The organism is Halobacillus amylolyticus (assembly GCF_022921115.1).
Classification (GTDB): Bacteria; Bacillota; Bacilli; order Bacillales; family Halobacillaceae; genus Halobacillus_A; species Halobacillus_A amylolyticus.
The window spans coordinates 3,501,843-3,516,871 of the sequence record NZ_CP095075.1 but is presented as its reverse complement, the minus strand read 5'-3'; the positions used below and the strand labels follow the sequence as shown (position 1 = coordinate 3,516,871).

Sequence of the window (15,029 nt, the reverse complement as noted above, 5' to 3'; positions counted from 1 at the left end):
AAGAAACATGTTTTCCTTTGCCTGTGAATCGAAATGATACTTTACTACACTATCTTTGCTCCCTGGAAAGGACTCGACGACTATTAATCAATAATCTCCCAATAAGCAGGCTTTACATTGTAATTTGGATCAAATACAAAAGGGGCATCCTTTCCTGGTCCACCCTCAACGTCACTTACTCGGTCATCAAGCCAAGTATGATTATCAGCAATACCCCAGAACGTTACGTTACTGATCTTATCGTCTAAATCTTCATACAGTTCAAACAGATTATTGTAACGCTCTCCTTGAGCCTCAAGTACCCAATCTGGTATCTCTTCGTAAGACTTATATTTACCACTTGGCGGCCATCCATAAATACTGACATCTAGCTCGGTAATTTGGTTATCTAATCCAAGACTAGCAAACATATTTATAGACTCTCTAATGTTTTCAATCGAAGGCCAGCCTAGTTGAATATGTGCCTGATGACCGACACCATCAATTGGAACCCCTTGCTCTAATAGATCCTTAACAAGATCATACAAGTAATCCCTCTTTGGTGTGACCTCAGTATTGAAATCATTGATGTATAGTTTCGCATCTTCTCCTGCGTACTTCCTAGCAGTCTCAAAAGCTGTCTTAATGTAATCTGTACCGGTGATTAGGTACCATGGAGACTCTCGCAGGCCTCGGTCATTAGAAGCATTTTCATCAATCACTTCATTAACAACATCCCATGCATCTACTTCATCTTTATAGCGCTTTACCACTGTTTTAATATGTTTTTCTAAGCGTTTTAGTAAAAGTTTTTCATTTTTTTCGCGTTGTTTAGGATCTGTTTCATCAACCATTGGGTTACCTTTTTTGTCCATGAAAAACCAATCAGGTACTTGGCTATGCCAAACTAGGTTGTGAAAACGTAAATCCATATCATTCTCTTTGGCAAACTGGACAATTTTATCTGCCTCTTCAAAGTTAAACTGACCTTCTTCTGGTTGAATAGAGATCGGCTTCATTACATTTTCCGCAACAATACTACTGTAATGACGTTTCAGCATCTCCCCTTGAACTCCATCTAGTTGGTAAGGCTCCACTGCAGCTCCTATTTCAAATGAATCTTCGTATCTACTTTCAATAGGTTTCACGTCTAGCGCACTAACTGAATGACTTGCCTCTTCAGCATTAGCTGTGCCGGCAGCTCCCAGTGGTAAAACTAAGGATAAAGCTAACCCACAAAAAACAGGTTTTCGTAGAACTTTTAACATTTTAAAACTCCTTTCAAAAAAATTGATACAACTTTATAAAATTGCTCTGCCCCCCCTTTTATAGTTAATTGCTACAGCTAAAGGGGAAAGTCCTTCTAAACATTAAGATCTTCCCTCTTTATGTAAGCACTTTCATTATAACTGCACTTCATTAGTTTATCCACTGAACAAACAAAGTTATTATCAGAAAATTAAAAAATAGTTAAATAGATCCAGTAATTAATACCTGACTTTTCATTCCAGGGATCGTTACCAAAAAACGTCTGTCCCTAGACTCCTTGTTCAATGTCTTACCTAATTAGCTTGGGTCTCCCCTTCGAAAAATACACGGTGTATGTAAGTGCTAATTGATTCGAGTTTCTAACTCATTACCAAGAGATAAGTTACCTCCCCCTTTTCTAAAAAGCTAAAAAGCGAACAGAGATCTACTCTGCTCGCTTTTCCTACTGTATCGTTTCCAGCAACTTATAAGCTTCTTCTTTCGTAGAAACATTCAACAACTCTTCCCTAAACCTCTCATCCATCAACCGCCTTGAAAGCATTTGGAGAATCTTCAAATGATCGTCTCCTTCTCTTTCTTTCGGAACAGCAATCATGAAAATCAGTTTCGCGTCCGTTCCGTCCATACTATCCCAATCGACACCTTCACGTTTGATGCCAAAAACGACAGCGGGCTTTTTGACGGCTGAAGATTTGCCGTGTGGAATGGCGATATTCATGCCTAGTCCTGTAGTGCTTTCCTTTTCACGATTCAAAATGGCTTCTTTAAATGGTTCTGGTGAATTCAATATGTTTTCGGCAGCCAACGTTTGAATCAATTCGTCAATTACTTCATCGCGGGTCGATCCAGTCAAATCGGTATCGATGAGTTCAGGTGTTGTGATATCAGTCAGTTTCGTGATCTCTACTGCTTCTTCTTTTTCTTCAGATGGTTGATTATCCAAGTCTTTATTTTCACCATTTGAAGTAGAATCGGTTGTTATACCTGCTGATACGCTTGCTGGGGCAACGTCTTTTTTCAAAGCGTTTACCATGAAGGCCGTTATCACTACACCAACTGCCGCTGCTACGAAGAACATGAGCACGTTATCGACAGCTCCTAAGACAGCAACAATCGGCCCTCCGTGGGCGACACGGTCGCCTACACTACTTAGCATTGCCACAACTGATCCGGCCATTGAGCCGACAACGATACTCGGAATCACGCGAACAGGATCTTGGGCGGCAAAAGGAATCGCTCCCTCTGTAATCCCGAATAACCCCATCGTGAAGGACGCTTTTCCGGTTTCACGTTCAGCTTGATTATACTTTTTCTTATTCAAAAATGTGGCCAGTCCCATTCCAAGTGGCGGAATACAAATGGCAACCGCGATCGGTCCCATGATCTCATAGTTTCCTTCCGCAATCATGGCCGCTCCGAATAGAAAGGCCACTTTATTAAAAGGTCCGCCCATATCGATGGCAATCATCCCGCCAAGAATAAGAGCAAGTACGATTGAACTTGTGCCTTGCATCCCTTCAAGCCACTGGGTCAATCCTTCGAAAATACCTGCAACAGGTGCACCAATCACAAATATGAACAGCATTCCGACAATTAATGTACCAAAAATCGGAATGAAAATGATCGGCATAACCGGTTGCACGGATTTAGGTACCTTGATTTTCTTAATTCCCAGCACAACATACCCTGCTAGAAACCCAGCAATAATCCCACCGATGAATCCAGCGCCAGCTTCACTTCCGTAAAAACTTCCATTTGCAGCAATATAACCACCGATAACACCCGGGGCTAAACCTGGACGATCGGCTATACTGACCGCTATAAAACCAGCTAAAATGGGCACCATGAAGCTAAACGAGGCGGCACCTAAACTTTCAATTTGTTTCCAGAACGAGTCTTCAGGAATGGCCAGGCCGCCATCCGTTGGTTCGCCCCCTAAAGCTAAGGAAATAGCGATCAGTAGTCCGCCTACGACAATAAAAGGAATCATGTAAGAGACCCCATTCATCAAGTGACGGTAGATCGGGTTTTCCTTTTCCTTCTTTTGTTTCTTGATGGCATCAGCTGACGGCATGTCTCCTTTGTGAACGGTTACATTTCCGTCCAAAATACGCTGTATTAATTTTCCAGGCTGACGGATCCCTTCCTGAACACCGACAACGATCAGCTTTTTCCCGGCAAAACGCTCTTTGGATACTTCTTTGTCACTCGCAATGATGATCCCATCTGCTTCCTCGATGTCCCTCGCTGTCAATTCATTTTCCACACCAATAGAACCTTGCGTCTCGACTTTGATATCGACCCCCATCTCTTCGCCCGCTTTCTGGAGATTTTCAGCAGCCATATAGGTATGGGCAATCCCGACTGGACAAGCAGTGACAGCTAGTACTTTCATAACGTTTCCTCCCTCACTTCTGTTTGTATCTCTAGTTTACGACAGATTTCTTCATAAAAAATAATTCATTTTTACCGGAACTACGGTAAAAATGAATTATTAATGTAACAGTCGGCATACAGATGCAACCTCTTGTGCCCTTATTAACTTTTGGATTAGGTCAGGTCTCCTACTGATGTTTGATATCGTTTGAATAAGCGTTTTTGTCATCGTTTTATCTTCCTTCGTCATGGCCAAAAGGAACACAATCGAAACTTGCTCACTCCCCCATTCTAATGGTTTGTGAAGGATGGCCAGAGCGACAGTTGAACGTTGAACTTCTTCGGGGTGGGCATGGGGGATGGCGACTCCACCTCCAATGGAAGTAGCAGACGAGCGCTCTCGTACTAAGGCGTTATGTGGAAAGGCCTCCGTGACCCTTTCCTTCTCTACTAGACCATTTGCCAGCATTTCAACGACTTCAAACCGATGTTCAAGTTTGACATCAAGGAAGATGGACTCTTCATCTAGTAAGCGTCCGATTGCACCCAACCCTTTTTCCTCACTATTCCCTCGTTCCATAGCTTTCAAGGACTGATCCAATCGTTTTTTGTCTTCTGCTTCCAAAAGGGGCGAAACAACGATGATGGGGACTTCGATGTTTTGTAGTGGTTTTGTAGAGATGATGAGATCGACGGATGACTGATTCAATACGTCATCGATTTCCCATTCCCCTATACAACCAATGATATCGAATCCTTTATACGTTTGTTCTAATTTCGCTTGCAGCAAATGAGACATGCCAACACCCAAATCACAAACGATCAGCACCTTCTTCAATTTATTTCGTTGTTTTTGTAACCGTTCGATGGAGGCTTGAAAATGCAGGACCAGATAAGCCGCCTCGTCTTCCGGAATGATTAGGTCGTGTGCTTGCTCGACTTTCTCAAGAGAGAGAACTACCATACTGAACATATACGGGTACATTTTCTTAATTTCATCTAACATCGGATTATGAATCGTGAAGCCATAATGAAGGCGATTGATGGTCGATTCCAGGTGAGTATGGAGACCGTCATTCAAGGTTCGGTCATTCGAAAAATCAATCATCGTAACATTCTCTAATTGAAAAATCAGTTGATCGACAACTTTAGCTACTAGAATATTGGAAGTTCTTTCGGATGAATAGTGGTTTCTCTTACTACTGAGAAGGTGTCTCGTGAAGTATTTTCGTTCATCTTCTGGAAAGGACATCCGAAGCATCCGTTCTAACCGGTTCAAGAACCAAGTTGCAATCCCGTACTCCTCCGTTTCAGAAATCGACGAGCCCATCGAGTCTTCAAGCGTAATCGGAGATCGCTGTGTCGTCCGTTTAATCATCACGAGTACATGAATAAGCAGGCTCTCAAAATCACCCTCCGTAGAAATAACGGAAAAATGATGCTGCATGTCACCAAGCAGCTTACGCACGACATTCACTTCGCTCGCAGGGAATAGATTCAACATCTCCGTACTTTTTGTAAAAGTAGAGGAGACAATTTCCGGAAGACGAGCTAACGCATTGCGCTTCTGCAATTCTCCGCCTTTAACGATATGGCCAAGACGCTGTTTAGAAATCAACTCAAGTTCAAACTTCTCAAGCCACCGTGAAATCTGGTTCAAATCGGCTTTAATCGTAGGTTTATTCATATAATACTGCTCAGCCAGATCATTCAATGTCACAGGACGACCACTGACCAGTAACTGATACGTAATTTCAATCAGACGATCCTCTTGAGACTTCGGTTTAGATTGCGAGAGCCGATCGAACAAGCGGGACTTTTCTTCCGCTTCGATGGACAGATGTACACCGGCACCTGGTTTACGGACAAGTGTAGCACTGGGATATTCACTCAAAAACTCTTCCACGACCTTCAAGTCATTACGCACCGTTTTTTCTGAACAATCGAGAGATAAGGATAAATCTTGCACATGGCTAAATTCGTTTGAGTTCAGGATCAACGTACGTACTAGTTCTTTTTGCCTGTCATTCATTCCATACACCTTCCACCTACTATGAAATCACTTTCATTTTATCTCAAAGATGGTAGATCGACAAATTGTTTCTTTCCCCTCGGGCAGAGCGGCCTCACTATTTAGCCAGAATTAACCACTTCCAGAGATCTATATTCTCATGCCGTGTAATATTAGTCTGCATTCACAAACCTTTCTCACTGTCCCTTACTTAGCCTATTCCGCATTCTTTCTACTAATTGAGACAAAATAGAATAATAAAGCTTCAATTTAGAATGAGTCTTTTCAGCCACTGCTTCATTATATGTACGTACAGTGAGGTTACGATCATTTGCCATCGTTAGCGCATCTATAGTTTCTTCGTCACTTAGAAGCTTATTCTCTCGGCAGCTACGAAACACACTTTTAGGAGAGGCCAGATCTATCCCTTCTATATCATACAAGATTGTTTCCCCGCTTTCCAACAAGCTTCAAATGTAAATTCAAACCGTTGTATGGCAGCATCACGTTCTACCTCATTCGGGTATTCAATCGTTACAAGTTGATGGAATGAATGTAAAGCCTTCTCTGCTGAACTTAATCGTTGTTGCAGCCTATCCATAGAATTCCCTCTTTTTTACATTTTCGGTAAGCTCAGTGCTTGCATCGGCAAGGTTAACAATTTCCACTTTGTAAGGAATCGGGACTCTGCCACCTGTTCCTGTAAATCCAACCATTTAAGTGCAGATATTGGGTGGATGGCTTCCAATGCAATATCTATATCTGAACTTTGTTTTTCTTCTTCTCTCGCCCACGAACCAAATAAATAAACACTGACCTGCTCACCGTCTATGACATTTTGGATAATATCTTTCAACTGTGTTAAAACAAAGTCTCGAGAAGTCCGAGAAGTGATTATGTTATCACTCTCTTTTTTTCCTCCTATTGTAACACAAGGACCGAAAACAGATTCATAATGACCCAGCTCCTGAAACTCCATTCTAGATTTCAAAAGTGATGTACGAAGCGTAAAATACTTTTATATATAAGTTGAGAATGAATTAGAAAAGCCCATTAAAAAACACCACGATTTAAAACATCATGGTGTTGTCATAAGAAGTCGTCATTCTTCAGAGCGGTGTTTATTTTTCGGCAAACAAGTCCGTGCTTGCTTTATCTTCTGAGGATAAACCATGTAAAATCAACTTTTTCATATAGCCATGGAAAAAGAACTCTCCAATCGTAATAGCTACTGCCAAGAAGAATGAAATCGTCCCTAAAGACACAGGTGTTTCAAATAGAAAGGAACCTAAAATCCAGACACCAACAAAGGCAAGACCCATATCAGCCACCGTCGCTGTCGTATTCCCTATGTTTGGTAAAATCAACAGATCGCCAATAGCAAACGAAACAACGGTTAATGCAATGCTTGTGATTAAAATATCCATTAAGGAAATCCCAAAAAATACTCCTAAAAAGAACCATAATACAGCTGTCATCATTACAAATTTTATTAGCAATGCTTGGATATATTTCATATTGATCCCCTTCTCTCAGTATTTAGATGTACTATTTCCCTCATTATTTTGTCCCTTTTCTTCTCCTTTAACCCGATTCTTTGACCTACTTATTTAAAACTTTCCTTATACATATACTTCGGCATCAACAAAATTGAATGGGATACCTAAAAAGACAAAGACTAATAAGGCTGCCCTACCAAAACTGGATAAAAAAATACCTCCTTTCCACTCAAGAAGTGGAAAGCAGGCAACGAAATTCACTGTGAAACAGAGTTAAAAGTCAGAGAAATTTAAATCCGTAAGTAAACTTTTCATACATCTTTGGTATTTTTCAACAGTCGATATAGTACTTGTCCAGTTTCTTCATCTAAAAACTTCACCCCTACTGTTAACTTCTCATCTTTGGAGGCGACACGTACAACCAATGCCTTTACGGCAATATTATTTAGGTGGGGAATACAAATGATAATCGTTTCACCAGTTTGAACGTTACCCATATGTCCAATTACAAATTGACAACCATTTAAGCTAAAGTCCAAAATTTCCCCCTCATTGGTTTCAAAAGGTTGAGTTGTTTTCACTTCAACCCCATGTTCAATCGATGTTGCAATTTCGCTCATGGATGACTGTTGTTCTAAAGATAGCACCACTATGGAACACGGAACATTCACCTTTAATCTAGGTACTGCGCGAACCCTTTTACGAGTCGGTTTTCGAAAACTAACAACATAGCGTTTCATTATTGAAAGTAAACCGGTGTTTTTCTCAAATTTGAAATCAGCTTCTTTCACTTCTCCCCCATATACTTCAAGAATCCATTGTTGCAATTTATCGACAGGCATTTTTGAGAAATTAAAACCTGCTTGAAAACCTTCGGGATGGGTATCGTAATAGACTAGGTTTGCTTTTAATCGGTGTTCATTATTTCCATAGTAAATCAGTTCTACTTCTGCGTTCAGCTGCTCCAGATTTTGAATCACCAAACAGCATCCCGTTTCAGAAATATCTAAAGCACGAGCTTGAATTTTTTTAGTATCGCCATTTATTTGTATAGAATCGTTCCTCGAGAAACGTTGAGCATTCCTATGATGAGGGCGTTCATAACCGATCATAACTGAACCTAAAAGCATGAAAAGATTAAAGATCACCCAAAATAAATTGATCAGCACAGCACTTATTTGACTAGCTTGGTTCAGCATCCAAAAGCCCTTAATCATCGCCACAAGAGATAGAAGGATTAATATAAATATTGGAAACAAAAACTTTGTATTCAACGATGTATTGTTCGTTTGCACACCCTTTGGAGTAACCTGAAATCCAATAGACTTTTTAGTGAGAGTTTCAACCAAGACTGCCCAAGCTAATACCGGTGTAAAGCAAATTTCATAAATATTACTCCATAGAAAAGAATTTCGCTTTCCGGTTCCATATTTAATAAGCAGACTTGTCAGGGCAAAATAAGGCAGCCAGAAAATTAAAATACCACTTATAGAAGCACTTATTAAAGGTGTACCCGACAACAAATAAGCAATTGGAGCAATAAGAAACACCAACTTCAAAACACCGAAGTACCAGTACATTAATGCACTTACATATAACAGCCTTTGCATGATAGTTAACCCATCCATCGTTAAAGGGTTCCATTTGCGCATCGTTTGAATCGTGCCTCTCGCCCATCGAATACGTTGAGATAATAAATCATTAAGCGATTCAGTCGCCAACCCTTGCGCTAGCACTTCACTATAAGCAATCGTCCGGTATCCCTTTGCCTGAATGAGCATTCCAGTAGCCATATCTTCAGTGATGGTTCCCGTCGCAAATCCCCCAACAGCCTCTAATGCCTTCCTTCGAAAAATAGTATTGCTCCCTACGTAGATAGCAGCATTGAATCTATCTCTGCCGGATTGAATTTTTTGCATAAACATATCCTGTTCATTAGGAATATTACGGCTTTGAAAGCTATTAAACTGGAAGACATCTTCATTATAAAAGGATTGGGGTGTTTGGACGAAAGCAACATTGTTTTCATTGAAAAAGCCAATCGTCCGCTTCAAAAACTGTGGTTTTGGCAACATATCAGCATCCAATGTAACAATAAACTCACCAGATGTATGAGCAAGCGCGTTGTTTAGATTGCCTGCCTTAGCATGACTATTATCTGGGCGATCAAGATAATAGACTCCTAATTTTCCAGACAATTCCAGAACCTCTGGACGACGGCCATCATCACATAACCAAACAGTAAATTTATCGCCTGGATAGTCCAAGTTCTTACAAGCAAGGACAGTTCGCTGCAGCAGCGCTGTTGATTCATTATATGTTGCAATCAACAGATCAACCCGGGGGATTTCGTCTGGAAGATCAGGTGGCAGATAACGGGAGGGGCGATATAAAAGCAAGTAAAAAAGGGTGCCTTGAAAGATATGTATGCCCTCTACCAACAAGAGTATGATACCGGCAATAAGTGCGTAACTTGCTGGGAGCGTGTCCGTGACTCGCCAGATTAAGTAGATCCACATCACTATAACCGTTAATATAATTAAGAATTTGCTCCATCTGTCTCTAAATTTCATAACTTCTCCTATCTAATCAATTGACCTCAAAACTATTTTACGTTACTAACATTCCAAATAATATCTTCAATTACATATAGTAAACGGCTACATAGATCCTGACAAAAGATAAACAACACTTTTCATTAGATTCTTGTACTTTTTGCTCAAAACTGAATACGAGTAACACAAAAAATTGTTCTAGGGTCGTGGGGTCAAACCATATGATAATCAAACGCTCCATACTATCTAGTTAGGAAATCCTATTTTGCTGACAGGGAGAGTTTTACGAGAGCAGGAATACACCTATTTCTAGATAAGTATGTAACTATACAAAACTATTAGTCTATAATTAAGGAGATGAAAATCAAGGTGGCAAAGAGCGGAAATTCAGCGAATAAAAGGTCATGGAAACAACGTTTAGCTATGCCAGACGCATTTGTTATATTATTTGGTTTACTATTACTAGCGGCTATTTTTACGTATATTATTCCGGCAGGATCTTTTGAAAGAGAGACAACAGATGATGATATTACCCAGGTGATCCCAGGAAGTTACACTGCCACAGAAGCTAATCCTGCTTCCATCATGGATATATTCTTAGCTATCCAAAACGGATTGGTAGATACCGCGCATTTGATATTTATGGTACTTATTATCGGAGGAACTGTAGCTGTATTTGAATATACTGGGGCAGTTAACTCTGGGATTAACGCTCTGATAGAAAAAACAAAAGGAAAAAAGTATCTACTGATTATATCAGTGATCGCACTTTTTGCGATTCTTGATACTGCGGGAGTAAGTGGTAACGCCGTGATCGCTTTCATTCCGATCGGCATTATTCTTGCCAGAGCCCTGAAGCTCGATGCCATAACTGGAGTGGCAATGGTCTATTTAGGGCAGTATGTTGGGGTTGCGACAGGTACGTTTGATCCTGTTATTACAGGTATAGCACAAAGAATAGCGGAACTTCCACTCTTTTCTGGGGCAGTACTAAGAGGTGCAGCATTCGTTGTGCTCCTCGTGGTTACCATCGCCTATATCTGTCTTTACGTTAAAAGAATTAGTAATGACCCATCAAGCAGTAAAATGGGAGTTACACCTTTCACTGCAGCACTAAGTGAGAATGAAGAGGAAGACTTTGGACCGTTTACGACTCTTCACAAAATCATTATTCTAACTTTCTTTGTTTTCCTCGGTGTATTTCTCTTTGGTGTCTACAATATGGGATGGTCTATAAATGAACTATCTGCGATCTTCCTAATGATGGCCATTGCAGTTGCCATTATTGCTAAGATTACCCCTAATAAATTAGTTTCAGTGTTTATGAATGGTGCCAGAGGTCTTGTTTACGGGGCGCTAGTCATCGGTATGGCTAGAGCAGTTGTCCTCTTACTTGAAGACGGCTATATTTTAGATACTATTGTTAATTACGCTTTTGAGCCTTTGGAAACTTTGCCGACAGTACTGGGTGCTCAAGCTTTATACGTATTCAACCTGCTCTTTAACTTATTGGTTACTTCGGGAAGCGGACAGGCAGTTATTGTGATGCCATTTATTGTTCCTTTAGTTGATATGCTGGATATAACAAGGCAAACAGGGGTACTTGCTTTTAAGCTCGGTGACGGGATTACCAACATTATTACCCCAACCTCAGGTATTTTAATGGCGGTTTTGGCCATTGGAGGGGTATCTTGGATGAAGTGGTTTAGATTTGTTTGGCCATTAGTTCTTATATGGGCAGTAATAGGAGCCGTTTTTGTCAGTATCGCTGTATTTATTAATTATGGACCATTTTAATTACGAAGGGGATTTATTATGGACGAAATAAAAGCCTATATGACGGAAAATCAGGAGCTAATCCTTGAAGATATTAAATATATTGTAGAGAGTGCTTCCCCAACTAATGATAAGCAACTGGTCGATGAGTGTGGCCAAAGAATCCAGACGTTATTTGAAAAATATTTTAGTTACCGTGCAGCAGAAATTACTGAACAGAAATATGGAAACCATCTTCGATTTGAATATGGAGACGGAGAAGAAAAGCTTTTAATTTTATCCCATTTTGATACAGTTTGGGATAAAGACGAGTTAACTTATAAAGAAGGCGAAAATCGGATTTATGGACCAGGAATTCTTGATATGAAAGGCGGACTCGTACAGGCAATCTGGGCATTAAAGGCTTGTAAGGATTTAACCATTCAATTAGATAAAAAAATTGTATTCCTTTGTACAAGTGATGAAGAGGTAGGCAGCCCCTCCTCTAAAAAACTTATTAACAATGAAGCAAAAACTAGCTCATATGCTTTAGTGACCGAGCCTCCAGTTGCAGGAACAGGCGCATTGAAGACAGAGAGAAAAGGATCTGCCCGTTACCACATTAATATAGTTGGAAAAGCTGCACATTCTGGTAACCATCATGAAGATGGAATTAGTGCAATTAAAGAAGCAGCTGAGCAAATTATTTATTTAGAGTCTTTAACAGATTATGAAAAAGGAACAACTGTAAATGTAGGGGTTGTAGAAGGAGGCGGCCCCTTGAACGTTGTGGCGGATTCCGCATCCATTGGCGTCGATTTTCGTATGGAGACAACAGAGGAACAAAAGAGAATCGAACATATTATGGAGGAATTAACACCACAAGCAGAAGGGGCTACATTAGAAGTTCAAGGGGGCATTATGCGGCCTCCCATGCATCGGGATGAGACTACTGAAAAAATGTTTGAACATGCAGAAAAGGTTGCAAAAGAATTAGATATGGAATTAGAGGAGGCTTCTGTTGGAGGAGGCAGCGACGGTAACTTTACTGCTAATATGGGGGTTCCAACACTAGATGGTCTTGGGGCAGCTGGTACAGGTATTCATGCTAGGAATGAACATATCTTAAAAAATCAAATTCCTGAGAGGGCTGCTTTACTGTGCAAATTAATATGTTCTCTATAATGCTGAAAACTTAAATATTATGCTAGAACCGGTTACTGCTTAGCTGAGTAACCGGTTCTTTTTATCAGACTATTAACCCCAAAATACCCCATTTTAAATTTAGGACTGGCTGAAGAGATAATCAACATCGTCCATTGTTAAAGAATAGAGAAAAATGCTGTCTTAACTCAGAAGAATAGAAAACAACAAGCACCTTATGAAGAAAGGCCCTCCTCAATGTTGTTCCTTTATGTCTAGTACGTTCCCTAGAATTCCATTTAAATCTCATTTGACTAACGACAATGGTTCATGTAGTCTATAAAAAGGTTACCACTTAAGTCGTAACCTTTTTACATAGGATTTTTCTTTCCTATACAGTTTCCCAGAATGGTGGTGTACTTTCTGGAGAATTGAAACCAATAACCGTTAGAGATAGTATAAAATTAAGAACGGTTTATAAAGGAGGACAACCCGTGAAAGAGCCAAATATTGTAGTTGTCGGCAGTTTAAATATGGATATTGTAATTGAAGCAGATCGCGCTCCCTTAGAAGGCGAAACGATCATGGGCAACCACTCAAGTTTTATTCCCGGCGGCAAAGGAGCAAATCAAGCCGTAGCTTTAGCAAAGCTTGGTGCTCAGACAACCTTGCTTGGCACAATAGGGGACGACCCCTTTGGCACGAGTCTTTTACGTTCCCTTAAAGATAGCGGAGTAGAAACCGGGAAGGTAAAAGAAGTCGATAATAACCCAACAGGAATTGCCTCTATTCTGTTAGCTGAAGGAGATAATCGGATCGTTGTGGTTCCAGGCGCCAATGATGATTGTCTGCCTGACGATATAAAAGAGCATGAAGAACTGATTGAAAAAGCAGATTTGGTTCTCCTTCAGCTAGAAATCCCACTTGCTACGGTAACAACAGCGGCTAAGATTGCAAAAAAGCACGGCAAAACTGTCATTTTAAACCCCGCTCCTGCGCGTTCATTGCCTGAAAAATTATTACAAAACGTCGATTACATAACACCAAATCAATCTGAGTTAGGCATCCTTTCAAAGATGGACCAAGATAGATTTGATTTACAAAAAGCGATGGAGATCGTCCAGGAATCCGGTGTGGACCATGTGATTACTACCTTAGGCTCGGAAGGGGCTGTGTATAAAAGTCAGGAATCCGCAGTAAAAACCACCCCTGCTCATCAAGTTCCTGTTGTGGACACCACAGGGGCAGGCGATGCCTTTAATGCCGGTCTTAGCTATGCTATCGGTCTGGGGAAGGAGCTTTCTGAAGCGGTAAGCTTTGCGAGTAAAGTCTCTGCCCTTGCTGTTACAAAATTTGGTGCACAAGCAGGAATGCCTGATAGGAAAGAAGTTGAAGCGTTTGATGCGCCTCCATTCAACCACAATGGAACAGTTAATTAGTTAATGAGGTAGAGATTATTATTTTGGAGAGGTGACAATATGGAGCAGGTAATTTTAGATGTAGATACGGGGATTGATGATGCACTTGCGATTGCGTACGCTGTCCACTCCCCTGAATTGAATATACTAGGGATCACAACCGGATTTGGGAATGTTTCAGAAGAGGAAGCAACCCGAAATACACTTCAAGTGCTTGATATACTTAATGTTAACAGAGAGATACCAGTTATCCCAGGAGCGGATAAACCATTATCAGGCACCCATATAAAAGCAAAGGCTACCCGCATCCACGGAGAAGACGGACTTGGTAACAGCGGTTTACCACTTCCGGAACGTAAGCCGTTGCCATCTGAAGCGGCCGACTTCATTATAGAAAAAATCAAACAATATCCGTACCAGGTCACCGTCATCGCTGTCGGTCCCCAGACCAATATTGCGACGGCGATTAAAAAAGACCCCGACATTGTCCATCTAGCCAAACGTGTCGTCATCATGGGCGGCGCCGTAACTGTCCCGGGAAATGTCACACCCCACGCAGAAGCAAATATATATGCTGATCCAGAAGCAGCTTCTGTCCTGTTTGAATCAGGCATTCCCGTCACACTCGTTGGTCTGGATGTGACCATGCAAACACTATTAAGTTCAGAGCAAGTAGGCAAATGGAGTAACGTCAAATCAGCTTACAATGACTTTTTGCAAACTATCTGTAACTATTATATCGACGCCTATCATCAGTTTGATTCCTCTTTAGGAGGTTGTGCATTGCATGATCCACTGGCTGTCGGTGTTGTGATCGATCCATCATTTGTAAAAGCTGTTCCGATGCACGTTGAGGTTGACTTGGAACGGGGAGAGTCATTAGGGAATACGCATGAGGCTAAACAAGGAAAGCGGAACGTCGAAGTTTGTCTTGAAATCGATGTGGACCGTTTTGTAACACACTTCTTGCAAAGAATTACCTGATCCGTCATGCTTCCCTTATTAGAAATGTGAACACGATTTC

The 15,029-nt window shown here is 40.9% G+C and carries 12 protein-coding genes; 4 read left to right on the top strand and 8 right to left on the bottom strand.

Translation table 11 applies throughout. The features are described 5' to 3' along the window. Positions 1 to 83 precede the first annotated feature (83 nt). The 8 genes from MUO15_RS17815 to MUO15_RS17785 form a co-directional block, all read right to left on the bottom strand. Positions 84 to 1,247, bottom strand: a complete 1,164-nt coding sequence (locus tag MUO15_RS17815) for an endo-1,4-beta-xylanase (protein WP_245031380.1) — start codon at positions 1,245 to 1,247, stop codon at positions 84 to 86. A gap of 443 nt (positions 1,248 to 1,690) precedes the next feature. Then, a complete protein-coding gene (locus MUO15_RS17810) occupies positions 1,691 to 3,643 on the bottom strand; it encodes a PTS fructose transporter subunit IIABC (protein ID WP_245031379.1) in 1,953 nt (650 codons plus the stop codon). Positions 3,644 to 3,742: 99 nt separating this feature from the next. Next, on the bottom strand, positions 3,743 to 5,656 hold the full coding sequence (locus MUO15_RS17805) for a BglG family transcription antiterminator (RefSeq protein ID WP_245031378.1): 1,914 nt from the start codon (positions 5,654 to 5,656) through the stop codon (positions 3,743 to 3,745). 176 nt (positions 5,657 to 5,832) lie between these two features. Next, on the bottom strand, positions 5,833 to 6,078 hold the full coding sequence (locus MUO15_RS22245) for a nucleotidyltransferase substrate binding protein (RefSeq protein WP_396266267.1): 246 nt from the start codon (positions 6,076 to 6,078) through the stop codon (positions 5,833 to 5,835). After that, positions 6,066 to 6,236 (bottom strand): nucleotidyltransferase substrate binding protein, encoded by a 171-nt coding sequence (locus MUO15_RS21735; RefSeq protein ID WP_256464146.1) that lies wholly within the window; start codon positions 6,234 to 6,236, stop codon positions 6,066 to 6,068. The genes MUO15_RS22245 and MUO15_RS21735 overlap by 13 nt, the downstream gene beginning before the upstream one ends. Before the next feature lie 15 nt (positions 6,237 to 6,251). Next, a complete protein-coding gene (locus tag MUO15_RS17795) occupies positions 6,252 to 6,614 on the bottom strand; it encodes a nucleotidyltransferase family protein (RefSeq protein ID WP_245031377.1) in 363 nt (120 codons plus the stop codon). A gap of 142 nt (positions 6,615 to 6,756) precedes the next feature. After that, a complete protein-coding gene (locus tag MUO15_RS17790) occupies positions 6,757 to 7,152 on the bottom strand; it encodes a DUF2512 family protein (RefSeq protein ID WP_245031376.1) in 396 nt (131 codons plus the stop codon). Between the two features lie 293 nt (positions 7,153 to 7,445). Next, positions 7,446 to 9,707 (bottom strand): glycosyltransferase family 2 protein, encoded by a 2,262-nt coding sequence (locus tag MUO15_RS17785; protein ID WP_245031375.1) that lies wholly within the window; start codon positions 9,705 to 9,707, stop codon positions 7,446 to 7,448. Between the two features lie 351 nt (positions 9,708 to 10,058). Here MUO15_RS17785 and MUO15_RS17780 point away from each other — a divergent pair, with 351 nt between their 5' ends. From MUO15_RS17780 to MUO15_RS17765, 4 genes are all read left to right on the top strand, one after another. Continuing rightward, a complete protein-coding gene (locus MUO15_RS17780; protein WP_245031374.1) occupies positions 10,059 to 11,486 on the top strand; it encodes a YfcC family protein in 1,428 nt (475 codons plus the stop codon). Between the two features lie 18 nt (positions 11,487 to 11,504). After that, the gene (locus MUO15_RS17775) at positions 11,505 to 12,629 is read left to right on the top strand and encodes a M20 family metallopeptidase (protein WP_245031373.1); all 1,125 of its coding nucleotides are present in this window, start codon (positions 11,505 to 11,507) and stop codon (positions 12,627 to 12,629) included. A gap of 452 nt (positions 12,630 to 13,081) precedes the next feature. After that, positions 13,082 to 14,026, top strand: a complete 945-nt coding sequence (gene rbsK / locus MUO15_RS17770) for a ribokinase (protein WP_245031372.1) — start codon at positions 13,082 to 13,084, stop codon at positions 14,024 to 14,026. Positions 14,027 to 14,065: 39 nt separating this feature from the next. Continuing rightward, on the top strand, positions 14,066 to 14,989 hold the full coding sequence (locus MUO15_RS17765) for a nucleoside hydrolase (RefSeq protein ID WP_245031371.1): 924 nt from the start codon (positions 14,066 to 14,068) through the stop codon (positions 14,987 to 14,989). Positions 14,990 to 15,029 lie beyond the last annotated feature (40 nt).